A 25446-nucleotide genomic window follows, 5' to 3' on the forward strand; every position below is an offset into this window, starting at 1 on the left:
AATGACTATTCCTCGGCGGCCACGTGCTCGGCGTAGGCGGTTGCGTCCATCAAGCCTTTCAGCTCGCCTTCGTCTGCCAATTTAACTTTGAACATCCAGCCATCGCCGTATGGATCGTCATTGACAATTTCCGGCTCGTCTTCGAGCTTTTCATTGATCTCGATAACTTCACCGGTCACCGGGCTGAATACGTCTGACGCGGATTTCACAGACTCCGCAACGCCGGCTTCCTCGCCGCCGTTGACGGTTGCGCCCTGTTCCGGCGTGCCAATGTAAACCACATCGCCCAATTGCGCCTGGGCGAAGTCAGTGATGCCCACGGTGGCCGTGCCGTCCGCGTCTACGCGCACCCACTGGTGGGTTTCTATGTATTTCAGGTCTGCAGGGATTTCGCTCATGTTTGTGTGTCCTGTTCCATTTTTTCGCGCAGTTTAACCGAAGAGCTTAGTTCCAGCGAATACCGCGGGCCAGCTTCACGAACGCGTTCAGGTAATTCACCGCTTCATCACGCTCGCGGAAGCCGAGAAAAATCTGTTTGGGCATCCCCTGCTTCCCCAGCTTCAGGGAACGGATGGGCATCGTCCGGGCATATTCATCCACCAGCCAGCGCGGTAGCGCACTCACCCCCCGCCCCGCAGCCACCATCTGCAACATGATATCCGTGGTTTCGATGGTCTTGTGTCTGGCCGGGGCTGTGTGGGCGGGCAGGAAAAACCGGGTGAAAATATCCAGACGCTCCACCGCAACCGGGTAGGTAATCAGAGTTTCTTTTTCGAGCTGGTGCGGTTCTGCCCAGGCCTGCCCCGCCAGCCGGTGGTTTTCAGGAACCACCAACACCTGCTCATAATCGAATACCGGCTCGAAATGCACACCGGGCTTGTGCAGCGGGTCCGGCGTTACCAGCAGGTCGATGTCGTGACCGAACAAGGCCCCCATGCCGCCAAACTGAAATTCCTGCTTCACATCCACATCCACATCCGGCCATTGCTGCAGGTAGGGGCCAACCACTTTCAAAAGCCACTGGTAGCAGGGGTGGCATTCCATACCCACACGCAGACTGCCACGCTGGCCGCGGGCAATCTGGCGGATCTGCAACTCGGCGTGCTCGAATTGCGGCAACAACCGGGAGGCCAGCGCCAGCAACTGCTGGCCCGCCTGGGTAAAGCGCAGCTGACGCCCCTCACGCAACCAGACCGGCGTGCCCAGCTGCTGTTCCAGCTTACGCACGGAATGGGACAACGCCGACTGGGTAAGGTGCAATTGTTCGGCGGCCGCGGTTAACGAACCGTGACGCTCGACCGCCCTGAGAATCTCGAGATGATGTCGATCTATCATAACGCCTGTGAATTCTGCTCATGGTTTATTGAAATAATACCATTTTTATTCATACCTGCATCGATCTAATCTGAGCCCTGACTTCACACATAGCATTTCAAGGATTCGATCATGGCAATCACTCACAATCTGGGCTTTCCGCGCATTGGCAGCCAGCGGGAGCTGAAGTTTGCACTGGAGAACTACTGGGGCGGCCGCCTGACCGCAGACGAGCTGGAGATCACGGCCGCAGACCTTCGCCGGCGCCACTGGCAGCAGCAGGCGGAGCTGGACTTTGCCCCGGTGGGCGATTTTTCCCTGTACGACCAGGTATTGGATATGTCGGTGACGGTTGGCAACCTGCCCGCCCGGGCCACCGATAAAGACGGTTCAGCGCTGGACGCCTATTTCCGGGCAGCGCGTGGCCGCGGTGCCAGTGATAGCCCCTGCTGCGCCACGGCAGCCGGCGAAATGACCAAGTGGTTCGACACCAATTATCATTACATTGTGCCTGAGTTGTCGGCAGACACCCGTTTCGAGCTGAATTCCGAGCGACTGTTGTCTCAGCTGGCCGAAGCTCGCGAACACGGCGTTAACGCCAAGCCCGTGTTGATCGGGCCGGTTACCTACCTTTGGCTGGGCAAGACATCGGATGGCAGCAACCGGCTGGATTTGCTGGAGCGGCTGTTGCCAGTTTACTCCCAATTGCTGGAAGCGCTCGCCGATGCCGGCGCAGACTGGGTGCAGATAGATGAGCCCGCCCTGGTGACAGACCTGGATGCAAACTGGCGTTACGCGTTCAACCTTGCCTATCACCAACTCAAAGCCAATCGCCCCAAGCTGCTGCTGGCCACCTATTTCGGGGAGCTTCGGGACAACCTGCAACTGGCCTGCGAGTTACCGGTGGCGGGCCTTCACATTGATGCCGTCAGTGCTCCGGCGGAAGTCAGCCGGGTGGCAGACTGGCTGCCCAGCCACAAGGTGCTTTCTCTGGGTGTTGTGAACGGCCGTAATATCTGGAAATCGGATTTGCTCGACCTGCTGGACCGGCTTGAGCCGCTGAATGAAAAGCTCGAAGAACGGCTATGGCTCGCACCTTCCTGTTCTTTGCTGCACGTGCCGGTGGATTTACAGCGGGAAACAGAACTCGATATCGACATCCGGAGCTGGCTGGCCTTTGCCGTTCAGAAACTGCATGAGGTGCATATTCTGGCCCGGGCACTGAACGAGGGGCGCGACAGCGTCCGAACCGAACTGACGGGCAATCAGCAAGCCCTCCAGAGCCGCCGAAACTCGAACAGGGTAACCAATCCGGAGGTTCGTAAGGCCGCCGCGGCCATTACGCCGGAGCTGGGTCGTCGCCAGAGTGGTTATTCAGACAGGATTGCAACCCAGCGACAGGCTCTGAAGCTACCGGCGTTCCCGACAACGACCATCGGCTCCTTCCCACAAACCCGGGAAATCCGCCAGGCACGGCTGAAATACCGCAAAGGCGAGTTGTCGGCAAAAGCCTACACCGAACAAATGCAGGCCGAGATCGCCCACTGCATAAAAGAGCAGGAACAGCTCGGCCTGGATGTGCTGGTGCACGGCGAGCCTGAACGTAACGACATGGTGGAGTACTTTGGCGAGCAGCTGGACGGTTACACCTTCACCCGTTTCGGTTGGGTGCAGTCTTACGGCTCCCGCTGCGTAAAACCTCCGATTCTGTTCGGCGATATTCACCGCCCCAACGCGATGACCGTGGAATGGACCCGCCACGCCCAGTCACTCACCGACAAGCCGGTCAAAGGTATGTTGACGGGCCCGGTCACGATTCTGAACTGGTCGTTCGTGCGCGACGATCAGCCCCGCAAGGATTCCTGCCTGCAACTGGCACTGGCCATTCGGGAGGAAGTACAGGATCTGGAGAAGGCCGGCGTAAATATTATCCAGATTGACGAAGCCGCCTTGCGAGAAGGGCTACCGCTGCGCCAGTCCGACTGGGCAAACTACCTCGACTGGGCGATCAACAGCTTCCGCATCGCGGCCAATGGCGTGGCCGACAGCACCCAGATCCACACCCATATGTGCTATTCGGAATTCAACGACATCATCGAGGCCATCGCCCGCATGGACGCCGATGTGATTACCATTGAGACATCGAGGTCCGACATGGAGCTGCTGGATGCTTTCAGGAACTTCGAGTATCCGAACGATATTGGCCCTGGCGTGTACGACATTCATTCGCCAAACATTCCGGACAAAGCCCACATCATCAACCTAATGACCCTGGCCGCTGAACGTATCCCCGCGGAACGGCTCTGGATCAACCCCGACTGCGGCCTGAAAACCCGGAAGTGGGAAGAAGTGACGCCCGCGCTGGAGACTATGGTGGCGGCGGCGCGGGAGTTGCGCGCCTGAAACGAGCAAAGGTGAAGCAGCGGGCTGTGCTCAAATGGGTGCGCCCGCTGACCTCACCACCTGCCTACCACGTATTCAGTTGCAGGCCATGCTGTTGCAGGTACTCCCCATGCTCCTCCAGATAGGCTGCCGTCGCGCTGGCAAAATCGTCGGGGTCACCCTCGACTTCAGTGGCAGATACACGCATTACCTCCACCGCGTTACTTCGCTGGCTCATCATCCACATGACGACCTGGCCACCGGGGGCTAATCCCAACACCAGAGAACTCCGGGGCTTCATGCCAGTTGTTCCATCCGCGTATGAGTGTTTGGCTGGCTGGCGCATCTTGTTTTGAAGACCTTCCGGAACACGAATCAACGAAAAATAAAACTTTTGCTCTGCAAATGAAAACCAATGAAGGGCGATCAGACTGGGAAAGGGATTCATCTTCCCGCCTCCAACGCGGCGAGGACCGAACTCCCCAATCCAGCAACAAGAAACTGTACCAACAGGGAACCACCAGCTCCTCTCGCCAGGTTTTTCCAATTGCATATGCACGACCCGCACCTGGTATTGCTCAGGTGCTGAGACACCGACGTATAAAGGAGGCTCATCTTTCGTCCAAGTGGAGCAGCCGGCAATAGCAAAGGCTAGTGCGAGCATTAATGCAATACTTAGCAATCTACACATCACGGATGCCTCTTAATTGTTGGGATGGATGGTTCGCTTTCCCGACTCTGCCGGCGCATTTGGGCTGAAGTGTCGCCCGAGACGGATAGTCGCTACGAGGCCCTTCGTCATTGTTCGAAAGGGGTTATAGTTCGCTGAGTAGTGAGTAAATCGCTGACGAATCAATGCACGCTGATCTGTGCCTAACGAAGGTTTATCAGAACCGGAGGTAACCTGATCAAGAATGGTTTCGGCAATTGGCTCCAAATCCTCTGGTAATCTTGCACTATCACTACCGTTGATATCGCCGAATGGAACACCGGCTTCCTTGGCCAGTTCGTACATTACTTTTAAGGCGACACGGGAATATTCACCCCGAACCTGACGAACCATTCGCAATGCCAACTCAACTCGACCGTCAGGCGTCGGATGGGAGGAAACTTTTTTATAGATGCCCAAGTAAGGCTCCGCCTCCGAGCGAAACCCAGTGCTCGCTGTGTCATACCGTTGGAATGATTGACCTGACAAACCACGCTCACTAACCCAGCCTTCTGAGGCAACTTTCGACTTGATCTCTTCCAGATTATCCCACTGTATAGTCCGTTCCGGCCAACGATGCCGATTGACTGGAACCAAATGGTATGGGGTCAGGAGGACATCCTCGCGCTGCACGTCTGGATAGCCTCCTCCGATATCGGAATGCACACCAGGTAACACTATCTCGCGGAACGACTCAGCAAGACTCCCATCACCGTTACGCAGGCTATTCAGAGCGAAGTTTTTCCGGATTTCATCGGCTGCAACAATATGCACAGCGCGATCAATATGTGCTGGGTCGAGGGCGACCTTTACGGGTTCATTCCGGTTATTGCCGGGCGCGAGATCCAGCAATAGCGGATTCACGATAGCCGCAACCGTATCGAATAGCCCAACAAAGCGAACTTTTGTGTCTTGAGGCCAATCAAGACCCTCTTTTCGAAATGCCTCACCCAGCGCCCCACCCTGCCCCTGATTTATTTCGTATACGGCATGCCGCGCGGATGCAGCTCCGCGACTGAATCCGAACAAATCAATCTTCAAAACCCTGATCCGTCCAGTAAGCCCCAGCCCACTAATTCGGTTCGCAGCATCGGCAAAGGCCTCGCGAACCTGGCTGACTATACCCGTCTCACCCATTCCTGAAATCGATCCAACTAGTGAATCAGCTTTGCCAGTTTTAGTACCAATTCCCGGCGCATAGACCCAAAGCCGGTGGGTTATCCGATTCCCAGACTTACTTTTAGATTCGTCATAATAGGTAGCAAGCTTAGCCACATTACTCGGCGCATTCCCATAACTGCCTCCTATTGTCATAGACAACCGGTACTCGCACTCCTCCCTGGACATTTCTCCCCGATCAAAGGCTTCAACACACTCAGTCGCGATGCGCTCCGTCATTTCGCGGGAGTTTTCAGCATTGTTAAGGGTGCCATCGGTAAAGATGCCGATTTCGAGGTGGATTTCCGGGGCTGGTTTGCGGGAGGGCGATTCGCTTGTCTCGGGCATTTCCAGAACAGGCGCCATTTTCGGCGCAGGTGAGCTGGCCGAACTGCTGGCCAAGGGCTCCCGTTGCAAAGCCTCTTCGCGCTGCTTCAGGCGGTACTCCATGGCAAAGTCGCCGGCGGGCAGATTTCCGATACCCGTGCTGCTCTGAGCCCGCAGCTTTTGCAGGGTAATACCATGTTGATTCAGGGCTTCGACACTGGCGATGACCTCGGGACTACCACCGGCCTCTGTCATCTGCCAACGGCCTTTGTGCCCGCTGTCGCCCTGCCATTGCACAACGGGAGAGGATGGTTCGCCATCGATACTTTCATGAACCAGAAACAGTTGTCCGTTCTGTATTTCGCGGAGGATGGTCTCGATGAGTGTGTTGCGCTGGTCTCTGAATGCCCGGGCGCCCAGGCCATGGGATACGGGCCGCCCGAGCAGGCGCGCAAGGCTCTGGAGTGAACCACGCTGAATGAGGTTGCGGGCTTTTTCTACAGCAAAGAATGGCGATTCCAACCCGGGTAGATCTGCGGCCAGCAAATCCCGGGGATGCACGATTTTCATGTTCTGTCATCCGTTGACGAGTGTTGCTCTTCCTGTGACGTCCTGTGCACAGGGCTATGATAATAGCAAAGCTTTGGCTGGTAAGTTCGCCCCCCCAGCTGAAAACGCTCAGCGTCAATGAGTCCGGATTAATAGCCGGAGCTATTCTCATCCAGATCAAATTCAAACCTGTCCGCCCGGCGCACTTCGGTTCTGAAACTGCCGGAGGGATCCAGTTCCAGCCAGCGATAGCCAGGTGCCAGAGGCTCAACCGCGAAGTCTCCGGAGCCGGTTGCAAACTGGATGCACGTGGAAGGCGTGGCCAGAAGTGAAGCGCCGCCGCGCTGCTGTTCAAGCTCCTGGTGAATATGCCCCCACAGCACCACCCGGACCTGGGGATGCCGGTCAACAACCTGCCAGAAGGCCTCGCGGTTTTTCAGGCCGATCTTTTCCATCCAGGCCGAACCGATATCAACCGGATGATGATGCAGGCATACCATGGCGGGAAGATCGGGCTGGTCGGCGAGGGCCTGATCGAGAAAGCGCAACTCATCCTCTGAGAGCTCGCCGTACACTTTGCCATGCACCGAGGAATCCAGCATGACAACGTGCCAGCCGGCCTCAATCCATTGTTTATGATCGGCATTGAATTCCGAGGCGATGGCGGTAACCAGATCCGAATCGTCGTGATTCCCGGCAATCCAGAGCGAGGGACAATTGAATATCTTCAGTTGCTCGCCAAAGTAACGATAAGCCTCCGGTGAGGCATCCTGGGTGAGGTCACCCGTGGCCAGAATCAGGTCAGGCTGGCCATGGCTGCGCAGTACCTCATCAATCACGGCCGCGAGGCTGTCTCGGGTATTGACGCCCAATAGCGCACCGCTGGCAGAGGCCATGAGGTGGGGATCGGTAAGCTGTAACACTTTGAGTGGGCGAGCCGTTGCGGTTTCGGTCATGCCGGGCCTGTTCGATTCTCTGCAAGCGGTTGTTTATTCTGACAAGTGTACGATGGCGGAGTTCAGATCCTTCAATCCAGAATGCAGCCTGGGTCACACTCTGGCCAGCCTTTATCGATATTTTTCACTTTTTGACAACTTTGACACAGGTCAAGCAATCGAACCCTCAGACTTTCGCCAAATTGAGAATGGGTGCAGAGACCGGGAGCGGCAATTATTCAATGCCCTCGCCTGCTGACCAGGCCGCGTGCTCCATGGGCAAATGCCCGAACTTAAGGCAATAGTCCAGCCAGTCGGCAAGAAATCCGTTTACCTGGGCTTTTTCGTCCGGGTGATGCATGAACCGGTTGGGATAGTCATTCACGGGGGCAATGTGGCGTTGGCGGTAGCAGCTGATGACTTCCGCCATGAGGGCGTCATGATATACCCGCACGGTGATGCGCGGATTGTTTAGCCAGCGCCCGCTGTTGTGCACCTGCTCGAGCAAGAGCGTTTCGGTGAACTTCGCCGTTTGTAGCACTTCGATGCGGACCCGGCCCAGATACTGGTTTTCCCGGTGCAGTTCAAATTCACACACGGGCTTACCGTCGGATTCCAGTTGCCGCAATTTCCGCAGGCGCTGGTAATTGCCATCACACAAGGCACCTAACTGGCGCAAATCCGGCACGTACGCTTTGGGTCGCTTTACCCACTCGGTCATGGCTGCCACTCCCGGCGCAGCCTGTCCCGGTTGAGCTGCAACCATTGGATGGCGATAATCGCCGCCGCATTATTGATCCGGCCATCGGCAATCATAGCGAAGCACTCATCGGCGGACACGATGTGGCTGAGAATGTCCTCGTGCTCATGCTCCACGCCGAAAACGCCACCGGCAGCGGCTGTGCTGATCTGGCCACAATACAGGTGAATCATTTCCGTGGTGCCACCGGGGGACACCATGTAGTCACAGATTTTCTCCAGGCGGCTGAAGCTCAGGCCGGCTTCCTCCTGCCCTTCGCGCTGGGCCACATCTTCGGGGCTTTCTCCCTCTTCATTCATGCCCGCCACCAGTTCAAGCAGCCAGGGCGACTGATCGCGCTCCAATGCCCCCAGGCGAAACTGTTCCAGCAAAACAATTTCATCGCGCTCGGGATCGTAGGGAAGCACACAGGTGGCATCTCCGCGAATAAAGAGCTCGCGGGTGAAGACAGGCATTTCTCGGCCATCAAAGCGCGGATGCGTCAACCAGAACTTATCCATGCGGAAAAAACCCTGAAACACGGTCTCACGCTTAACAACACGGACGTCACTGGCCTGGAACTGAAACGGTTTTGGCATCGGTCATCCCGGCGTCATATTCGGCCTTGAACGATAGCGGGAGCCGGGGCGGGGTGCAAGTTAACACCCCGCCCACCGAGTGCTTCAGGGCTCAGTAAATGCCGAGCCCCGGCCGCCTACACCTTGTCGTAAAGCTTACTGCCGGCATCCACAAACTCCCGGGATTTTTCCTGCATCCCGGCGTCGATGGCGGAGACTTCATCCATGCCGTGCTCGGCGGCGTAATCCCGCACTTCCTGGGAGATCTTCATGGAGCAGAACTTGGGGCCGCACATGGAGCAGAAATGCGCCACTTTGGCCGATTCTTTCGGCAGGGTTTCATCGTGATAGGCCCGGGCGGTGTCAGGATCGAGGCCAAGGTTGAACTGGTCTTCCCAACGGAACTCAAAACGGGCCTTGGAAAGCGCATTGTCCCGAACCTGGGCTCCCGGATGCCCTTTCGCCAGATCGGCGGCGTGAGCGGCAATTTTGTAGGTGATGATGCCGGTTTTCACATCGTCCTTGTTGGGGAGCCCCAGGTGCTCCTTGGGTGTGACGTAGCAGAGCATGGCGCAGCCATACCAGCCAATCATGGCCGCACCAATACCTGAGGTGATGTGGTCGTAGCCCGGTGCGATATCGGTGATCAGCGGGCCCAGGGTGTAGAACGGCGCTTCGTCACAGCATTCGAGCTGTTTATCCATATTCTCTTTGATCAGGTGCATCGGCACATGGCCGGGGCCCTCGATCATGCACTGAACGTCGTGCTTCCAGGCGATTTTGGTAAGTTCACCCAGAGTTTCCAGTTCACCGAACTGGGCGGCATCGTTGGCATCGGCAATGGAACCCGGGCGGAGGCCGTCGCCGAGGCTGAAGGAGACATCGTAGGCCTTCATGATTTCGCAGATGTCTTCGAAATGCTCGTACAAAAAGCTTTCTTTATGGTGCGCCAGGCACCATTTGGCCATGATGGAACCACCCCGGGAGACGATGCCGGTGGTCCGTTTGGCCGTCAGCGGCACATGGTGCAGGCGCACGCCGGCATGAATGGTGAAGTAATCCACGCCCTGCTCGGCCTGCTCGATCAGGGTATCCCGGAAGATTTCCCAGGTCAGATCCTCGGCCACGCCACCGACTTTTTCCAGGGCCTGGTAAATGGGCACGGTGCCAATCGGTACCGGCGAGTTGCGGATGATCCACTCGCGGGTTTCGTGAATGTTTTTACCGGTGGACAGATCCATCACCGTGTCTGAGCCCCAGCGGATGCCCCAGGTGAGTTTCTCCACTTCTTCTTCGATGGACGAGCTGACAGCGGAATTGCCGATGTTGCCGTTGATCTTCACCAGGAAGTTCCGGCCAATGATCATCGGCTCGGTTTCCGGGTGGTTGATGTTGGCAGGAATGATCGCGCGGCCAAGGGCCACTTCCTCACGCACGAACTCAGGGGTAATTTCCGGCGGCAGGTTGGCGCCGTATGACTGGCCCGGATGCTGGTCGGCCAGCAGGCCGTTTTCACGGGCGTCCTGCAGCTTCATGTTTTCCCGGATAGCGATGAATTCCATTTCGGGCGTAATGATGCCCTGGCGGGCATAGTGCATCTGGCTGACGTTCTTGCCCGGTTTGGCGCGCAGTGGTTTGCGCTCATCCATAAAACGCAGTGGGTCCAGCTGCGGGTCTTTCATCCGCCGGCGGGTGAATTCCGACGTATATTCAGGCAACTGCTCAACATCACCCCGTTCCTCAATCCAGGCCTGGCGCAGTGGTTTCAGGCCCTTTCGCAAATCTATCGTCGCTTCGGGGTCGGAATAGGGGCCGGAGGTGTCGTACACCATCACCGGAGGATTTTTTTCGCCCCCCATGTCCGTGGGGGTATCGCTCACTGTAATTTCCCGCATTGGCACGCGAAGATCGGGTCGGCTACCCTGCACGTATATCTTTCGTGAGCTTGGTAATGGTTTGATTGCTGCAGAATCTACTTGCGCAGAATCGCTCAGGTAGGAAGGAAGGTCCGTCATCGTCTGCTCCCGTTAATTGAGTGGTCGGGTCGCGTATGACGGAGCCATGCCGACACTGCGCATAAATGCGGCTTTGGCATGATTCGTACGGCCTTAATCCCTACGCCGGTATTATCCGGATCAGGTCGCGGGTTCTGCGTTGCAATCTCAGCCGATCACCGGTTCATGGTGATTCAGCACCCCGTCAAGACGCGATAAATAATCTGTCTGGCCCACAAAGTGAGTGAGCTTCTCAAGTGTAGAGACGGGAACGATTATTGTCCATAATGGTCCACCAATACCTTTGGGTCACGGTTGCGAGGATGCTCGCGACCCGCGCGACGGCCTACCGATACCTGTGTCCAGATCACGGATGCCCGGAGATAGTTTTCAGGAGCGATAATGAAGAAACGTTTACTTCCAGGATTGATCACCTTGCTGGCGGCCCAGCCGGCCTTTTCTCTGGATCTCGTGGATGCCTACGAACAGGCGCTGTCGTATGACTCGGGTATCGCATCCGCCCTGGCACAGTTTCAGGCGCAGCAGGCGGCCAGCGATGTCAGCAAAAGTAGTTTGCTACCCCAGGTCGGCGCGTTCGCTGAAGGGAACCACACGGACTTCGATGCCAAGAATGGCCCCGGCGACAGCTATAAAGCGTTCAATTACGGCGTACAGCTGACACAGCCGGTGTTCCGTGCGGATAACTGGTTCCGTTACGACGCCAGCCAGTTTCAGACCGAAGCGGCCCAGGCCCAGTACAATCTGGCCCAACAGCAACTGATCCTCGACGTTGCAACCGCGTATTTCAACGTGTTGCGAGCGCAAGACACCGTCTCCACCGCCCGGGCAACCGAAGCGGCAATCCAGCGCCAGTATGAACAGGCCCAGGAGCGCTTCGATGTCGGCTTGATTGCCATTACCGAAGTGTATGAAGCCCGCGCCAGCTATGACGACAGCAAGAGCCAGCGCATTGCGGCAGAAAACCAGCTGAACGTAGCCCGCGAGCAGTTGGCGCGACTGACCGGCGAATACGCCGAAGACCTTGAGAATCTGCGGGAGAACTTCCCGCTTGGTCGTCCGGAGCCACTGAACCCCAGCGAATGGGAGGCCACTGCGCTCGACCAGAACTGGTCTATTCAGGCCGCACTGTTCCAGTTAAATGCCAGTGAAGCCAACCTGAAGGTCGCCAAGTCTGGCCATATGCCAACGCTGGACCTGGTGGCATCCTATGGCGAATCGGAACTGGATGGCGCCAAATCCACTCAGCAGGAAGGCACCCAGGGTGTTATTGGCCTGGAGCTCAATGTTCCCCTGTACACCGGCGGCGGCACCCAGGCCGGCGTGCGCCAGCAACGTTCGCTGGTTACAGCAGCGGAGCAAGACCTGAACACCGTTCGCCGGGATGTGCAGGTGAATACCCGCAGCCTGTTCCTGACAGTGAATAACAACGTGGAGACCGCCTCGGCCCTTGAGCAAACCATTATTTCACGCCGCAGCGCCCTGGATGCCACCCGGGCCGGTTACGAGGTGGGTACCCGCAACATCGTGGAAGTGCTGGACGCCGAGCGGGCGTACTATGTCGCCCTGCGGGATTATGCCAATGCACGGTACGATTATGTGATCAACACACTGCAGCTCAAACAGGCTGCCGGAACCCTGAGCCCTCAGGATCTGGTGGATCTGAACAACTGGCTGAGCGAGGGAGCCCGGGGAATCGAGGCCCTGGCAGAGGAAGACCGGACACTGGACGACCCTACCCAGTAACCGATCTGAAATCCGGCCCCGGGTGCCATCTGGTTATCCGGGGCTAGAGCCTTTCGATTATTCCTTCGACCACCTTGTCCAGCGCCCCCCGGTTTTTCTCGACAACGCGCAGCCCGCGCTCACCGTAAGCCCTGCGTTCTTTATCGTTCGCCATCAGATTGACCAGACACCTGGCCAGAGCATCGGCGCCTTCGACCACTTGCACGCCATTGTCGGCCAGCAGGTGCTCGTAGATGGTTTCGAAATTGAATACGTGTGGCCCCGAAAACACCGGTATGCCCCAGGCTGCGGGCTCCAGAGGGTTATGGCCGCCCCGCTCGATCAGCGAGCCACCCACAAACGCAATGTCACTGGCTCCGTAGAGCATCATCAGCTCCCCCATGGTGTCCCCCAGGTAAACCTGGGCATCGGCCGGATGATCGCTGCGGGACCGGCGTGCCACCCTGAAACCCTCTTTTTCCGCCAGCTCTGCCACGGAATCAAAGCGGTCCGGATGCCGTGGCACGATGATCAATAACGCGTTCGGGTGCTGGCGAATAATGGCCCGGTGTGCTTCCAGCAGTTGCGGGTCTTCGCCGGAGTGGGTGCTCCCTGCAATCCAGACGGGGCGATCGCCCAACGCTTCACGCAGTGATTTTGAGGCGACCCGCACATAGTCCGGTATGTCGACATCGAACTTCACACTGCCGGTGACCTCCACGTGGGATGCGGCAACCCCGATACGCCGGAACCGGTCGGCATCGGGGTCAGCCTGTGCCGCAACCCAGGTAATGCTTTTCATGATCGGCGCTGCCAACCCTTTGACTCGCTCGTAACCGCGCGCTGAGCGCTCGGATAACCGGGCATTGATCAGAAATACCGGCACCCGGCGGCGGCGGCACTGGCGGATCATATTGGGCCAGATTTCCGTTTCAAGGATAACCAGAATCTTCGGATTCACCCGGTTCAGAAAGCGGCGAATTGCCCCCGGGGTGTCGTAGGGAGCGTAGGCATAGGTTACTCTGTCACCGAACATTTTCCGGGCCTGGGCCAGGCCGGTATCGGTCATGGCGGTCATCAGGATGGTGGCCCCGAGGTTCCGGGCCAGCAGGCGACGCACCAGCGGCCCCGCCGCAATCGTTTCACCCACAGACACAGCGTGCACCCAGATTACCGGCCCGGAAATCTCCGGCACCCAACCCAAACGGTGCTGCCAATCCTGCCGCAAGCCAGGAGCCTTGCGCCCCTGCCACCAGAGCCGGATGAGGATAAACGGCAGTACAAGGCGAATCAGTTGGGAATAGATAAACTGGAACACACAGGACTCCCGGCAAAACAGTGCGTTATCATAGGAAAAAATAGCTGTGGAAGGGCATCTTGCCCCCCGGCACACCGTTTGTCGATGCAGGATTCACGATTTTGAAGAAGAAGTACCGCAAACAACCGCGCAATACTGACTATTCCGCCTATCGCCATCCTCGCTGGTGGCCAACCTGGCTGGGCATCGCTGTTATGTGGCTGGTCGCGCAACTGCCGCTGCGCCTGCAATGGTGGCTGGGCAAGATGGCCGGGCTGGTGGCCTGGAAGCTGGCTAAAAGCCGGCGCCACATTGCCGAGGTGAACATCCGGCTGTGCTTTCCTGAATTTAACCAGCAACAACAGGCCGCCTTGGTACGCAATGCCTTTATTGCCAATGGGATTGGCTTGCTGGAGATTGGTGTTGCCTGGTTTCGCGATGCATCGAAACTCAAAAAGATCACCAGAGTTCACGGTCTCGAACATTTCGAGCAAGCGCTCGAAGAGGGGCATGGCGTGTTGTTGGTCGGAGGCCACTATAGCACGTTGGATCTGGGCGGTAGCCTGGCGACCGAGTACATTGAGGCTGACGTCATGCAGCGGGATCACAACAACCCACTGATGAATGCCGTGATGACCCGGGCCCGCGGCCGCCGCTATGGCAAAGTTCTGGGCGCCCGGGATCTTCGCGGTCTGTTCCGGTGCCTGAAAAACAACCGCGCTGTCTGGTATGCCACCGATCAGGATTATGGCCGGAAGGACATCGTCTTCGCGCCCTTCTTCAAAATTCCCACGGGCACCATTACGGCAACGTCGCGTATTGCGGAACGAAGCAAATGCAAGGTCGTACCGTTCAGCCATTTTCGGCGCGAAGACGGCCCCGGCTACGACATCTACTTCCACCCTGCTCTGGAAAACTTTCCCAGCGGTGACGATCTTGAAGATGCCACCCGCGTTAATGCCATCATCGAACAGGAAATCCGCAAGGCACCGGATCAGTATCTGTGGATGCACCGCCGCTTCAAAACGCGGCCGGACCCGGCTGACCCCGGTTTTTATGGCCCCAAGCGAAAGAAGAAGAGGCGGTCTTGAGCCAGGGCTCCGACGCCTCTGCGCCTGTGATCTGGCTGTTGACCGACAACAAGCCCGGCCACAAAAACCAGTTGCGCGGTCTGGGCAACCGCTTGCGGGTATTGGCGGGTGCGGATATCCACTGGGTCAGCGCGCCAGACTATCCGGTTGCGCTCTGGCGGGCACTTCTGGGCGTAGCCCCCGCTTCTTTACCCACGCTGCCACAGCCAGCGCTCATCATAGCTGCGGGTACCGGTACCCACAGACTGTTGCTGGCGCTGCGGCGCCATAAGCAGGCCAAATCGGTGGTGCTGATGAAGCCCGCTTTTCCCATCCACTGGATCGACGCGGCGCTGATACCCGCACACGACAACGTCAAACCCGGCCGCAACGTTCTGATGACCGAAGGCGTTATCAACGCCGCCACCCCACTGGCCAGGCTCACCAGCAAGCCCGAGGCGCTGGCGCTTATCGGCGGACCATCGGCGCATTTTGACTGGCATGACGACGCCATTCTCGCCCAGTTAAGCGACTTAATGGCCCGCTATCCAGACTGGCGGTGGACCATCAGCGATTCACGCCGCACGCCAGACACTGTGTTTGAGAAACTATCCGAACTACAGAGCCCCAAAGTTTCCGTGGTCAGCCACCATCAAACCCACGACAGCTGGCTCAACCATCAACTCGCCGCATCTAGAGCGGTGTGGGTGACGCCGGATAGTCAGTCTATGGTGTGCGAAGCGATTACCTCCGGCGTGCCCACCGGGCTGCTGGAGCTCGCGCCCCTTAAGGGCAGCCGGGTGGCTAAAGGCGTTGAACATCTGTTACAACGGGGACTTGTGGCGCACTGGGCAGATCATGCCTCGGTTATGACACACCAGGCCGAACATCAGACAAAACTCTGGGAGGCAGACCGGGCAGCCCGATGGCTGATCAAACAATTTCTCGCCAAGCACCAGAACAGAGGCAGGGAGTAACGATTTTGAGAGTCCTGCAAGCATTGCCGGCATTACACAGCGGCGGCGTTGAACGCGGCACGGTGGAGTTCGCCGCGGAGTTGGTCAAACGTGGCCATGAGTCCTTTGTGGTTTCGAACGGAGGCCCCATGGCCGAGCAGGTTCGAGGCCAGGGCTCTACCCATATTCATATGCCGATCCACCGCAAATCGCCGTCTTCGTTCGGCCAGATTCTGCCGATGCGCCGGCTGATCCAGACATTACAGCCCGACCTCATACACGTGCGCTCACGAATGCCGGCCTGGATCATTCATCTGGCACTGAAGACCTTGCCGGAACGAGAACGGCCAGCGCTGGTGTCCACCTTTCACGGTATGTACTCGGTGAACCCTTACAGTGCGGTTATGGCGAAGGCGGATCAGGTGATTGCCGTATCCAACTGTGTGCGCGACTATGTGTTAAACCACTTTTCAGTGCCGGAATATCGGCTGACCGTCATTCAACGTGGCGTCGACATAGACGCCTTCCGGGACCGTGCCATCAACGAGCAGTGGCGAGACCATATCCTCGGGAGATTTCCGCAACTGGCTGAGAAAAAAATCATCATGATGCCGGGCCGCATTTCGCGCTGGAAAGGTCAGCTGCACTTTCTTGAGGCTATGGCACGTATTGTACGCCAACGCCCGGACTGCCACGGCATCATCGTGGGTGGCGCTGAACCAGGAAAAGAACGCTTTCTGCAGGAGCTGGAAAAAGAACGGAGCCGTTTACAATTAACCGACAAGGTCACGTTTCTGGGCCAGCGTAACGATATGACCAATCTTTACCTGCTGGCCGATTTGGTGTGCCATATGTCGACAAAGCCGGAGCCTTTCGGGCGCACCGTCACCGAAGCGCTGGCATCGGGCACACCGGTGGTGGCCTATAATCGCGGTGGCGCGGCGGAAACGCTGCAGGCCTGTTTTCGTGATGGCCTGGTAACTCCGGATGATACCGGCGCCTTTGCCGGCGCAGTTCTGGGGCTACTCAACAAACCCCGGCCGGATATTACGCTGCCCGAGCGTTTTTTGCTGAAGGCGCAGACTGAATCAACGTTGCAGGTCTACGAAGCAGCCCTCCAGGCCCAACAGGAATTCGCTCAGTGAAAGTTCTGCTCCTGATGCTTTCCCCCCCCGCGGCAAACGGAGGCATGGAAAAACACTTCAGCGACCTGGCCAATGGGCTGGCGAATGCGGGTGTTTCGGTATCCTGTATGTCGGCGGCTGAACACCTTCAATCGCTCGACAGCAGAATCCTCCGATATCCGGTTAATACCAATGCATCCCGATATTCGGTTCCGCTGATCCGGTCAATCGTCAACGCCCAGCGGAGGCAAAAATTCGACATCATTCATGCTCAGGGGAGCAAAGCTGCAGCGACCATCCAGCCTCTGTCCGCGATCTTACCCACCCCCAGATACATAGCAACGATTCATAACTTCAAGTCGCGGTATCCGTCCCCGAAGCGCTTCTCAGCAATTATTGCGGTTAGCCATGCTCTTGCCCGCGATATCGGTCAATCAACAACGGTGGTCTACAACGGCATCCGCGTTGACACCCAAAAGGCGCCACCTTGCACCCTGGATGTTTGTGACCACCCCATATGGCTAGCGGTTGGCCGACTGGTTCACGCGAAGGGTTTTGATCATCTCATCGATGCTTTTGTTAAGGTCAAAGGCACCCTTCTGATTGCAGGCGACGGGGAGGAGCGAGAGCCACTGCAAAAAAAAGTCGAGCAGCTCAGGTTAGCGGACAGAGTAAAGTTGCTGGGATATCAGGCTCAGATTCCCAGGCTGATGCAGTCCGTCGACGCAATAGTTATCTCTTCTAGAAGAGAGGGGTTCTCTTATGTCTGTGCCGAGGCTTTGCTGGCGGGCAAACCTATAATCTCAACAGATGTTCCCGTAGCCAATGAGCTACTTCCCCCTCAACATATCTGTCCGATCGGCGATATCGACACGCTCGCCGCGCTGCTGAATACGCCCATTCCTGAACTGGAAGAGACTCAAGCCACTACCCGCGATTATGCTGCCCGTGAACTGACTATTGACGCCATGATTGAAAATACCCTGCGGGTATACCAGGAGGTGATCCGGGATGAGTAACACCCACCAACGACCCGGCGCGATGGTTATCGACCTGAGCTCACTCCTCCCGTTTGCACAGGGTGCCAATCGCTTCTGCTTTCAACACCCGGACAATCCTGATCGATGCCTGAAAGTAATTCGGCCAGAAAGCATACAGGCAAGGTATCGAAAACAGTCTCCGGTAAAGCGCCTCTTGGGAAAAGCCCGCCTCAATGACAACACCCAGGAGTTGAGAGCCCATCAACAAACCGCCTTGCAGCATTTAAAACAAGTTGATAGCGCAGACGTGCTGTGGGGTCATCTGCCACAATTTTTTGGCACCGTCGAAACCAGCCTCGGCACGGCGAATGAAAGTGAATTAATTCGCGGCGCTGACGGTGCCATCGCCCCCACGCTCGAATCTCTGATCCGCAACGAACAGGCAACGCCAGAGCTATGGAATGCCATCCATCGATTTGAAGCCTGGCTCACTCAAACCCGGATACTCACCCGCAATCTGCTACCGCACAATCTGGTGGTAACCGATCGTACCGGCCGGCCGGAATTGTTTCTGGTCGATGGCCTGGGGGCTCCCGCCATCCCGCAAGCCTTAGCCTTGGTACCTGGCTGGAGCCCGCATTTTATCGCAAGGAAACTTCGCCGCTTCAGAAAACGGCTGGCGTGGGAGCAAAATTCTGAGGGGCTCTCCTGGGAAGATTTCCAACGCTTAAGATAAACCCCGGCGGGGCTCCGTGGTAAGATACGGGCCACGTTGAACGTCAGTATCGGTAACTTTCACAACCCGGAGCGCACCATGATTCATCCCGTCATTATGGCCGGAGGCACCGGCTCACGCCTTTGGCCGCTGTCCAGGCAACTGAACCCAAAACAGTTCCTGAAACTGACGGATGATCGGCTGTCCATGCTGCAATTAACCGTGGCGCGGCTGGACGGTATGGATTCGGCTGACCCCCTGCTGATCTGCAACGAGGATCATCGCTTTCTGGCAGCCGAGCAAATGCGCCAGTCTGGCTACACCGACGCCCACATCATTCTGGAACCCTGCGGTCGCAACACCGCACCGGCCATCGCGCTGGCCGCTCTGCAACTGATCAAAAATACGGACGACAGTCAGAACCCGCTGATGCTGGTGCTGGCCGCCGACCACCTGATCAAGGATGTCGCGGCGTTTCAGAGCGGTATCGGCAAGGCCATTCCGCAGGCTGAGCAAGGCAAGCTGGTCACTTTCGGAATTGTGCCGGGCCATGCCGAAACCGGCTACGGTTACATTCAGCAAGGCTCTCAACTGGCAGACGACAGTTTCCAGGTAAGCCGGTTTGTCGAGAAGCCGGATCAGAAGACGGCCGAGGAGTACCTGAGCTCCGGTGATTACCTGTGGAACAGCGGTATGTTCCTGTTCGGAGCCCGCACCTATCTGCAGGAACTGCAAAAACACCGGCCCGACATCCTCGCCATTTGCCAGGCAGCGCTGGACGATGCCAGTGAGGACCTGCACTTCACCCGAGTGAATGAAAGCGTCTTTGCCGAATGCCCGGAAGACTCCATCGACTATGCGGTTATGGAAAAAACCGACAACGCGGTTGTGGTATCTCTGGATGCAGGCTGGAGCGATATCGGCTCCTGGTCTGCCCTTTGGGAGGTGAGTGACAAGGACGCCAACGGCAACTGCTTTTCCGGCGATGTCATTGCCCACAACACCGAAACCACTCTGGTTCGGGCCGACAGCCGGCTGGTGGCCACCGTCGGCGTGAAAGACCTGGTGATTATCGAAACCAAGGATGCGTTGCTTGTTGCCCACAAAGATCAGGTTCAGGATGTCAAAAAAGTGGTGGAAGCCATCAAGAACGACGGTCGCCACGAGCACATGAACCACCGGGAAGTGTACCGGCCCTGGGGCGTTTATGATTCCATTGACAGCGGGAGTCGTTACCAGGTCAAACGCATCACCGTGAAACCCGGCGCCAAACTCTCGGTGCAGATGCATCATCACAGAGCCGAGCACTGGATTGTGGTCAGCGGTACCGCGAGGGTTACCAACGGCGAGAAAACCTATCTGGTGACCGAGAATCAGTCGACGTATATCCCCGTTGGCCAGGTGCACTCTCTGGAGAATCCGGGGGTGATTGACCTGGAGCTTATCGAAGTGCAATCGGGTTCGTACCTTGGCGAAGACGACATTGTCCGATATGAGGACCTTTACGGCCGGTCATGAGCAAGCTCAAATACTTTCTGATTGCGGGATTTCTGCGCCTCGCCGGTCTGCTACCACTGGGACTTGCCCAGAGAATCGGCCGGCTTGGGGGGCTTCTGGCGTGGTACTCGAACGGCCGCTCCCGGAAAACCACGGACGTGAATATCCGGCTCTGCCTGCCGGAGCTCTCCCCTACGGAACAAAAGCAGCTATCCCGGGGCTCCATGGCGCATACCGGTATGACCGCTATGGAGATCCCTTTGATGTGGGAATGGCCGGTCGAAAAGTGCTTCAACCTCATCAAGGAAACCCGGGGGCTGGAGTTGGTTGACCAGGCGATTGCGTCAGGAAAAGGCCTGATTCTCCTCGCGCCGCACCTGGGTAACTGGGAACTGACCGGGCTGTTTTTTTCATCTCGTTACAAGATGGCCTCGCTGTACAGCCCTCCCCACATTAAAGAGTTCGAGGACTACATGATTCGGGTGCGTGGGCGTCTTGGCTCGGAACTGGTTCGAGGTGACCGCAGAGGACTCCTTCGCCTGATGGGCATTCTCAAGGAAGGCGGCGTGGCTGGCATATTGCCGGACCAGTCTCCGCGGGGGAAAACCAACGCTTACGCGCCCTTCTTCGGCATAGAAGTCCGCACAATGACACTGGTCAACCGGCTGATCCAGAAAACCGGGGCGAACGCACTGGTGGCGTTCGCCGAACGCCTGCCCGGCGGCCAGGGCTTTCGCATTGTTGTAGAAGAGGCTGCGCCAGGCAATGGCGACCCCGATCCCGTTGTGGCCGCTACCGCACTGAACCACTCCGTGGAACGTGTTGTCAGATTGGCCCCCGCCCAATACCAGTGGGAGTACAAACGGCTTCGGCATCGCCCAGCGGGAGAACCGAACCCCTACTACCCCAACAAAATCTGCCGGTAAAAAGAGCCCCACAGCCACAATTCTTAGCCTGATGGCTCCGAGCTCCGACCAACCCTCAGGGGCAGGCATCCGGGCGAGAGCAAGTGTATACTAAGGCCCGTTCTTATTTTGACCGCTCGGGCACTGTTATCTTATGTCTCCAGATTCCATCGGTGTGGTAATCACCACCTATAATTCCCCCCTCTGGCTCAGCAAAGTCCTCACCGGCTATGAGTGCCAGAGCTTCAAGTCATTCCGGGTCATCATTGCGGACGACGGCTCCACCGATGAGACGAGAGAACTGATCGATTCCTTCAGGGCTCGGGGCATTCTCTCAATCGACCATGTCTGGCATGAGGATGACGGCTTTCGAAAGTGCCAGATTCTCAATAAAGCCATTCGTGAAACCGATTGCGACTACCTGATTTTTACCGATGGGGACTGCATCCCGGAGCCGGATTTCATCAAGACTCATCACGATCTGGCCCGGCCTGGGTACTTTCTCTCCGGTGGTTACATCAAGCTGACCATGCCGGTATCCGAAGCCATCAGCAGCGATGACATCCGTTCCGCCGAGATTTTCAAGCCACGGTGGCTGGTCGCCCATGGCCAACCGAAAAACCACAAACTCTGGAAGCTTTCAGATTCCCAGGCGTTCCGTCGCTTCATGAACCGGATCACTCCGGCGGCGGCAAGCTGGAATGGTATGAACAGCTCCACCTGGACCAAAGATCTTATTGCAGTGAACGGTTTCAACGAAGATATGCAGTATGGCGGCCTGGACCGCGAACTGGGCGAACGGTTGTGGAACTATGGCCATACATCCATGCAGATCCGGTACAGCACCGTGTGCCTGCATCTGGATCATCCCCGGGGCTACTCGAAACCGGAGATCTGGGCGAAGAACCGGGCCATCCGCAAAGCGGTGAAGGACAACAAAACCTTCTGGGCTGAAAACGGCATAGAGAAGAAGCAACCGGCATGAGAACACTGGTTGTCATTCACAGTCTGAAAATGGGGGGCATGGAACGCGTCGCCGTTAATCTGGCCGATGCGTTTGCCGAAGAGGGCCATGAAAGCCATCTGCTATCGTGCCGGAATCGCCCCAATGACCTCGCGCCCTCAAACCCGAGCGTGACACTGCATTACTTTGACCAGTTTCAGGCGCTGATGAAATCGATCATCGGCATCCCGGTCTTTCTGCTCTCACGGCTACTGCTGGGGGTTGTCTTGCCCCGCTCCCACTTTATATGGGTTGGCTGGCTCAGCGGCTGGCTTCTCAAGCGTAAGATTCGCGCGATGGAAAAGCAGCATGGCCGCTTTGATCGCATTGTTTTTCGTGGTCTGGGGACCTTTAAATACTTCTGGTCCTTTCGCGATGAGCGCAGTGTGTATGTTCTGGAAAACGTCATTCACTATGACCGGCCGTTATGGCAGAAAAAGCTGGAGTGGAAACTGGTCTTTCACCGCCGTCATCTAGCCTGCGTTTCGTCCGGGGTAATGGACTCCGCTGGTGAGGCATTTGCCAAAGGCAACATCCAACCCGCCAGCCTGCGAGTGATCACCAACCCTTGCCCGATCAGTCAGATTGAGACTCTGGCCAGCGCGCCCGAGCCAGATCTTCCGTCCGAGCCTTACATTCTCAACGTGGCCCGGCTGGTTCCGCAAAAAGGACACGAGCTACTGCTGGAGGCTTTTGCCCGGTCCGGCATCAAGCACAAACTGGTGATTGTCGGCGAGGGCCATCTGCGAAGCCAACTCGAAGACAAAGCCAACGAGCTCGGCATCGGCGACCGGGTTGTTTTTGCCGGCAAGCGCAAAAACCCCTACCCCTGGATGAAGCACGCCGACCTGTTCGTGCTTGCCTCCGAATACGAAGGCCTCGGGATTGTCCTCACCGAAGCCCTGGCCTGCGGGACACCGATTATGGCTGTCGACAGCCGCGGCGGTGTGCGCGATGTCTTCAGAGGTGAGCTGGAAACGTATCTGACACCGCGTACCACCGAGGGACTGGCTCAGGGTCTTTCCACCGTGACAAAAACCCTCCCCATCGCCGTTCAGCCCGAATGGCTGGCACCATTTCGCAGCGATGTGGTGGTATCAGCTTTTCTTGACGCGCCTCGGCCCGGACTCTGAAGGATACCAATGACTGAACGCGATACTCCCCTCAACATCCTCGTGGCCGGTATTTACTGGTCAGGCTCCGGGGCCGTGGTCGATTACCTCAAAGGTCATCCTGACTGCTGTGTTCCCCGGGGCGAATTCACGGATTTCAAGCGCAACGGCCGTATCGGATCAATGCTGGAAGCCAACTCGGCCCAACAGGCAAAATGGTTGGCCAGGGCCATGTGGGTAGAAACGCGCCTGGGCAAGTTACCCGCAGCGCAATGGAAAGCAAGGCAGGGCAAGAATCAGGCCTCGTTACCGCTGAAAGAGCAAGTCGGCCATAACCGGCTGAAGCTGGACTACCTGAGCCGGTATCGGCGCCATCTCAATAGCGGTGGCGCACAAACAGACCCCGCTATCTGGAATCAGTGGCTGCGTGCCGTCGGGCGTACCTACGCCGGCGAGAAACCCGCCATTGTCTGGAACCAGCCAATCTGGGTGGGAAAACACGAACACACCTGGCCGGCCGTTTTCCAGCCATACAAGCTGGTTGTCGTGCACCGGGACCCGGTTGATCAGTTCGCGGAAGTGGTTCGTCAGGGCAAGATTGGCAAGCGAAAATCCGACCCCGCGTTTGATGACACCGAGAAAGACGATATTGCTTACGTGCTCAGGGGCATCAAGGCAAAAATCAGCAGCCTGAAGGCGCTGGCCCAGCAACTCGGCCGCGAACAGATACTCCTGGTCAATTTCGAGCGTTTCGTGAAAGAGCCTGCGGCAGAGGCCCAAAGGCTCTGCGCCTTCCTTGGCTTTAGGGAGTCCCAGATGCCATCCGCACCTTTTGATCCCAGCAAATCGATCCTGAATATCGGAATCGGTGAAAACCCGGACATTCGCTCAAGACTCGCCCCCTACCAGGAGTTGGTGAGCGAGCTGTACGAATTACGCCATCAACTGGATAACTGGCAGTAACCGTCGAGGCTACCGTCGTTGGCCATGGCGGAGTAGGCTTCCAGCTCCTCCGCCGTGTCGACTTCCAGCCAGCCATTAGAGACGAGGCAGGCTTTAACCGGCCAGCCACTGTCAATCAGGTGCTGGATAAAGCTGGTCATGTACATATTATCGAAGTCTTTGCCGTCATAGATCTGCGAACGGTCCATGGCGTGGAATGCGTCTTTGAAGGCCTGCACCTGATCCGCCCGGATCTTGATCAGCCCCATGTACTGAGCCTCTACCTGATCATAGCTCTCCGGTTTTTTGCCTAATTCCACCACGTTGCCCTGCGCATTCATCCGGAAGGTCTCGGCATCATCCAGGGGCTCGTCCATGCGTAGCTGCCAGAGCCGGCGCCAGTCACGGTCGGCGGCAAGACAAACCGGCGCATCGCAATCAAGCATCGCCTGCAGGACTTCCGGCTCGTAGACGATGTCCCCGTAGCTGATGAGCAAATCCTCGCCAAGCACCATCTGATCTTCGGCACAGAACAGCGTACGTACCATGTTCGTTGAAGCGTATTCCGGGTTGATCACCAGCCCCGCTCCAAGCGTGTCCAGATCACCGGAGCGATAACCGCCAATCACCGTAATTCCCTCGCTGACACCACAGTGTTTCATGGCCGCCATTTGCCGGTGCAACAAAGGACTTCCGGCCAGAGCCACCATGCATTTGGGTCTGTCTTCCGTGTACGGCCGTAGCCGGGTTCCCTGACCTGCGGCCAGTATCAGTGTTCGCATGGTTCACCTCTGAAAATACGATTGAATAATTGCTTGTCGGCGTCGCAGAAGACCGGCTCGCGTTCGGGATGCCACATGATGCCCGCCCAGCCCAGATGTGCGTGTAAAAACGCCTCCACATGACCCTCTGCACTGAAACACTGGGGAAGCAGGGCATCGGCTAGGCCCGCGGCGTCAATGCTCCAATTATGGAAACTGTTCACTTCCGTGAATTGGCGAAAGCAGCAACTGGCCCCGGCATCAGCCACCAACGGGTGCCGCACCGCCGTGTGCCCAGAAACAGGCACCAGTTCACCGCCCAGCCAGCTGTTGATCATTTGCAGCCCCCGGCATACGCCGATCACCGGCACGCCGGATTCGGCAGCCCAGGCGAGCAACGCCGTTTCAGTGGCATCGCGTTCTGGCGCCACATTTTGGGCGTCGGGAAGGTGGCCCAGATCGTTGCCGCCACTGAGAATCACTCCCTCCAGTGCCATGGCCTTTGCCCATTGGCCAATGTCTGCGAGCCGGTTCGGAACCGGAACGGGCGTCATTCCCAAACGCTCCAGAAAACAGAACCACTGCTGATCCAGGCAATCCCGGCGCTCACCGTAGGAGGCGACCACCTCTACCCGCTGTGTGATACCGATACGCAT

23 protein-coding genes and 1 riboswitch are annotated in these 25446 nt (G+C 57.4%); of the genes, 12 read left to right on the forward strand and 11 right to left on the reverse strand.

Going from position 1 to position 25446, the window contains the following annotated elements:
* Positions 1 to 5: 5 nt before the first annotated feature.
* Complete coding sequence (gene gcvH, locus ACP2AU_RS10370) at positions 6 to 398, reverse strand: glycine cleavage system protein GcvH (protein WP_426376067.1); 393 nt, start codon at positions 396 to 398, stop codon at positions 6 to 8.
* Positions 399 to 444: 46 nt separating this feature from the next.
* The gene (locus ACP2AU_RS10375) at positions 445 to 1335 is read right to left on the reverse strand and encodes a LysR family transcriptional regulator (RefSeq protein ID WP_426376068.1); all 891 of its coding nucleotides are present in this window, start codon (positions 1333 to 1335) and stop codon (positions 445 to 447) included.
* A gap of 111 nt (positions 1336 to 1446) precedes the next feature.
* Between ACP2AU_RS10375 and metE the strand changes: the two genes are divergently transcribed.
* Positions 1447 to 3717: a 5-methyltetrahydropteroyltriglutamate--homocysteine S-methyltransferase gene (metE, locus tag ACP2AU_RS10380; RefSeq protein ID WP_426376069.1), complete on the forward strand. Its 2271-nt coding sequence runs from the start codon at positions 1447 to 1449 to the stop codon at positions 3715 to 3717.
* Between the two features lie 64 nt (positions 3718 to 3781).
* Here metE and ACP2AU_RS10385 read toward each other — a convergent pair whose 3' ends face one another.
* From ACP2AU_RS10385 to thiC, 6 genes are all read right to left on the reverse strand, one after another.
* Positions 3782 to 4387, reverse strand: coding sequence for a DUF2931 family protein (locus ACP2AU_RS10385; protein ID WP_426376070.1), 606 nt, complete (start codon positions 4385 to 4387; stop codon positions 3782 to 3784).
* A 12-nt stretch (positions 4388 to 4399) separates the two neighbouring features.
* Complete coding sequence (locus ACP2AU_RS10390) at positions 4400 to 6460, reverse strand: T6SS phospholipase effector Tle1-like catalytic domain-containing protein (protein WP_426376072.1); 2061 nt, start codon at positions 6458 to 6460, stop codon at positions 4400 to 4402.
* 128 nt (positions 6461 to 6588) lie between these two features.
* Positions 6589 to 7395: a 3',5'-cyclic-AMP phosphodiesterase gene (gene cpdA, locus ACP2AU_RS10395; RefSeq protein WP_426376073.1), complete on the reverse strand. Its 807-nt coding sequence runs from the start codon at positions 7393 to 7395 to the stop codon at positions 6589 to 6591.
* A gap of 214 nt (positions 7396 to 7609) precedes the next feature.
* Positions 7610 to 8095 carry a DUF1249 domain-containing protein gene (locus tag ACP2AU_RS10400; protein WP_426376074.1) on the reverse strand — a complete coding sequence of 162 codons (486 nt, stop codon included), beginning with the start codon at positions 8093 to 8095 and terminating at the stop codon, positions 7610 to 7612.
* Positions 8092 to 8712 carry an NUDIX domain-containing protein gene (locus tag ACP2AU_RS10405; RefSeq protein WP_426376075.1) on the reverse strand — a complete coding sequence of 207 codons (621 nt, stop codon included), beginning with the start codon at positions 8710 to 8712 and terminating at the stop codon, positions 8092 to 8094. The genes ACP2AU_RS10400 and ACP2AU_RS10405 overlap by 4 nt, the downstream gene beginning before the upstream one ends.
* 116 nt (positions 8713 to 8828) lie before the next feature.
* Positions 8829 to 10706: a phosphomethylpyrimidine synthase ThiC gene (gene thiC, locus ACP2AU_RS10410; RefSeq protein WP_426376076.1), complete on the reverse strand. Its 1878-nt coding sequence runs from the start codon at positions 10704 to 10706 to the stop codon at positions 8829 to 8831.
* A gap of 80 nt (positions 10707 to 10786) precedes the next feature.
* Positions 10787 to 10900: riboswitch (TPP riboswitch) on the reverse strand.
* A gap of 187 nt (positions 10901 to 11087) precedes the next feature.
* Here thiC and ACP2AU_RS10415 point away from each other — a divergent pair.
* Complete coding sequence (locus ACP2AU_RS10415) at positions 11088 to 12449, forward strand: TolC family outer membrane protein (protein ID WP_426376077.1); 1362 nt, start codon at positions 11088 to 11090, stop codon at positions 12447 to 12449.
* 43 nt (positions 12450 to 12492) lie between these two features.
* On the opposite strand, the gene waaA is transcribed toward ACP2AU_RS10415, so the two are convergent.
* Positions 12493 to 13746 carry a lipid IV(A) 3-deoxy-D-manno-octulosonic acid transferase gene (waaA, locus tag ACP2AU_RS10420; protein ID WP_426376078.1) on the reverse strand — a complete coding sequence of 418 codons (1254 nt, stop codon included), beginning with the start codon at positions 13744 to 13746 and terminating at the stop codon, positions 12493 to 12495.
* 101 nt (positions 13747 to 13847) lie between these two features.
* On the opposite strand from waaA, the gene lpxL reads away from it, so the two are divergent.
* The 10 genes from lpxL (at position 13848) to ACP2AU_RS10470 (ending at position 24050) form a co-directional block, all read left to right on the forward strand.
* The gene (gene lpxL / locus ACP2AU_RS10425; RefSeq protein WP_426376079.1) at positions 13848 to 14816 is read left to right on the forward strand and encodes an LpxL/LpxP family Kdo(2)-lipid IV(A) lauroyl/palmitoleoyl acyltransferase; all 969 of its coding nucleotides are present in this window, start codon (positions 13848 to 13850) and stop codon (positions 14814 to 14816) included.
* The gene (locus ACP2AU_RS10430) at positions 14813 to 15772 is read left to right on the forward strand and encodes a mitochondrial fission ELM1 family protein (RefSeq protein ID WP_426376080.1); all 960 of its coding nucleotides are present in this window, start codon (positions 14813 to 14815) and stop codon (positions 15770 to 15772) included. Before lpxL ends, ACP2AU_RS10430 begins: the two co-directional genes overlap by 4 nt.
* A 5-nt stretch (positions 15773 to 15777) precedes the next feature.
* Positions 15778 to 16896, forward strand: a complete 1119-nt coding sequence (locus ACP2AU_RS10435; protein ID WP_426376081.1) for a glycosyltransferase family 4 protein — start codon at positions 15778 to 15780, stop codon at positions 16894 to 16896.
* Positions 16893 to 17894, forward strand: coding sequence for a glycosyltransferase (locus ACP2AU_RS10440; RefSeq protein WP_426376082.1), 1002 nt, complete (start codon positions 16893 to 16895; stop codon positions 17892 to 17894). Before ACP2AU_RS10435 ends, ACP2AU_RS10440 begins: the two co-directional genes overlap by 4 nt.
* Complete coding sequence (locus ACP2AU_RS10445; protein ID WP_426376083.1) at positions 17887 to 18591, forward strand: YrbL family protein; 705 nt, start codon at positions 17887 to 17889, stop codon at positions 18589 to 18591. Before ACP2AU_RS10440 ends, ACP2AU_RS10445 begins: the two co-directional genes overlap by 8 nt.
* Before the next feature lie 78 nt (positions 18592 to 18669).
* The gene (locus tag ACP2AU_RS10450) at positions 18670 to 20088 is read left to right on the forward strand and encodes a mannose-1-phosphate guanylyltransferase/mannose-6-phosphate isomerase (protein WP_426376084.1); all 1419 of its coding nucleotides are present in this window, start codon (positions 18670 to 18672) and stop codon (positions 20086 to 20088) included.
* Positions 20085 to 20993, forward strand: coding sequence for a lysophospholipid acyltransferase family protein (locus ACP2AU_RS10455; protein WP_426376085.1), 909 nt, complete (start codon positions 20085 to 20087; stop codon positions 20991 to 20993). Before ACP2AU_RS10450 ends, ACP2AU_RS10455 begins: the two co-directional genes overlap by 4 nt.
* A gap of 133 nt (positions 20994 to 21126) precedes the next feature.
* Complete coding sequence (locus tag ACP2AU_RS10460; RefSeq protein ID WP_426376086.1) at positions 21127 to 21957, forward strand: glycosyltransferase family 2 protein; 831 nt, start codon at positions 21127 to 21129, stop codon at positions 21955 to 21957.
* Entirely contained in the window at positions 21954 to 23108 is a 1155-nt protein-coding gene (locus tag ACP2AU_RS10465) for a glycosyltransferase (protein ID WP_426376087.1), read from the forward strand. Before ACP2AU_RS10460 ends, ACP2AU_RS10465 begins: the two co-directional genes overlap by 4 nt.
* Positions 23109 to 23117: 9 nt before the next feature.
* Positions 23118 to 24050: a sulfotransferase family protein gene (locus ACP2AU_RS10470; protein WP_426376088.1), complete on the forward strand. Its 933-nt coding sequence runs from the start codon at positions 23118 to 23120 to the stop codon at positions 24048 to 24050.
* Here the strand turns inward: ACP2AU_RS10470 and ACP2AU_RS10475 are convergent.
* On the reverse strand, positions 24029 to 24811 hold the full coding sequence (locus ACP2AU_RS10475) for an NTP transferase domain-containing protein (RefSeq protein WP_426376089.1): 783 nt from the start codon (positions 24809 to 24811) through the stop codon (positions 24029 to 24031). The two genes, ACP2AU_RS10470 and ACP2AU_RS10475, sit on opposite strands and share 22 nt — an antisense overlap.
* On the reverse strand, positions 24799 to 25446 hold the full coding sequence (locus ACP2AU_RS10480; RefSeq protein WP_426376090.1) for a gamma-glutamyl-gamma-aminobutyrate hydrolase family protein: 648 nt from the start codon (positions 25444 to 25446) through the stop codon (positions 24799 to 24801). The genes ACP2AU_RS10475 and ACP2AU_RS10480 overlap by 13 nt, the downstream gene beginning before the upstream one ends.

The sequence above is a fragment of the Marinobacter sp. VGCF2001 genome (assembly GCF_049943275.1).
Taxonomy (GTDB): Bacteria; Pseudomonadota; Gammaproteobacteria; order Pseudomonadales; family Oleiphilaceae; genus Marinobacter.

Bases quoted from the DNA above. Each gene is read 5' to 3' on its own strand.
- gcvH (WP_426376067.1), bottom strand. From the start codon at position 398: ATGAGCGAAATCCCTGCAGACCTGAAATACATAGAAACCCACCAGTGG.
- ACP2AU_RS10375 (WP_426376068.1), bottom strand. From the start codon at position 1,335: ATGATAGATCGACATCATCTCGAGATTCTCAGGGCGGTCGAGCGTCAC.
- metE (WP_426376069.1), top strand. From the start codon at position 1,447: ATGGCAATCACTCACAATCTGGGCTTTCCGCGCATTGGCAGCCAGCGG.
- ACP2AU_RS10385 (WP_426376070.1), bottom strand. From the start codon at position 4,387: ATGTGTAGATTGCTAAGTATTGCATTAATGCTCGCACTAGCCTTTGCT.
- ACP2AU_RS10390 (WP_426376072.1), bottom strand. From the start codon at position 6,460: ATGAAAATCGTGCATCCCCGGGATTTGCTGGCCGCAGATCTACCCGGG.
- cpdA (WP_426376073.1), bottom strand. From the start codon at position 7,395: ATGACCGAAACCGCAACGGCTCGCCCACTCAAAGTGTTACAGCTTACC.
- ACP2AU_RS10400 (WP_426376074.1), bottom strand. From the start codon at position 8,095: ATGACCGAGTGGGTAAAGCGACCCAAAGCGTACGTGCCGGATTTGCGC.
- ACP2AU_RS10405 (WP_426376075.1), bottom strand. From the start codon at position 8,712: ATGCCAAAACCGTTTCAGTTCCAGGCCAGTGACGTCCGTGTTGTTAAG.
- thiC (WP_426376076.1), bottom strand. From the start codon at position 10,706: ATGACGGACCTTCCTTCCTACCTGAGCGATTCTGCGCAAGTAGATTCT.
- ACP2AU_RS10415 (WP_426376077.1), top strand. From the start codon at position 11,088: ATGAAGAAACGTTTACTTCCAGGATTGATCACCTTGCTGGCGGCCCAG.
- ACP2AU_RS10445 (WP_426376083.1), top strand. From the start codon at position 17,887: ATGAGTAACACCCACCAACGACCCGGCGCGATGGTTATCGACCTGAGC.
- ACP2AU_RS10450 (WP_426376084.1), top strand. From the start codon at position 18,670: ATGATTCATCCCGTCATTATGGCCGGAGGCACCGGCTCACGCCTTTGG.
- ACP2AU_RS10455 (WP_426376085.1), top strand. From the start codon at position 20,085: ATGAGCAAGCTCAAATACTTTCTGATTGCGGGATTTCTGCGCCTCGCC.
- ACP2AU_RS10460 (WP_426376086.1), top strand. From the start codon at position 21,127: ATGTCTCCAGATTCCATCGGTGTGGTAATCACCACCTATAATTCCCCC.
- ACP2AU_RS10465 (WP_426376087.1), top strand. From the start codon at position 21,954: ATGAGAACACTGGTTGTCATTCACAGTCTGAAAATGGGGGGCATGGAA.
- ACP2AU_RS10470 (WP_426376088.1), top strand. From the start codon at position 23,118: ATGACTGAACGCGATACTCCCCTCAACATCCTCGTGGCCGGTATTTAC.
- ACP2AU_RS10475 (WP_426376089.1), bottom strand. From the start codon at position 24,811: ATGCGAACACTGATACTGGCCGCAGGTCAGGGAACCCGGCTACGGCCG.
- ACP2AU_RS10480 (WP_426376090.1), bottom strand. From the start codon at position 25,446: ATGCGTATCGGTATCACACAGCGGGTAGAGGTGGTCGCCTCCTACGGT.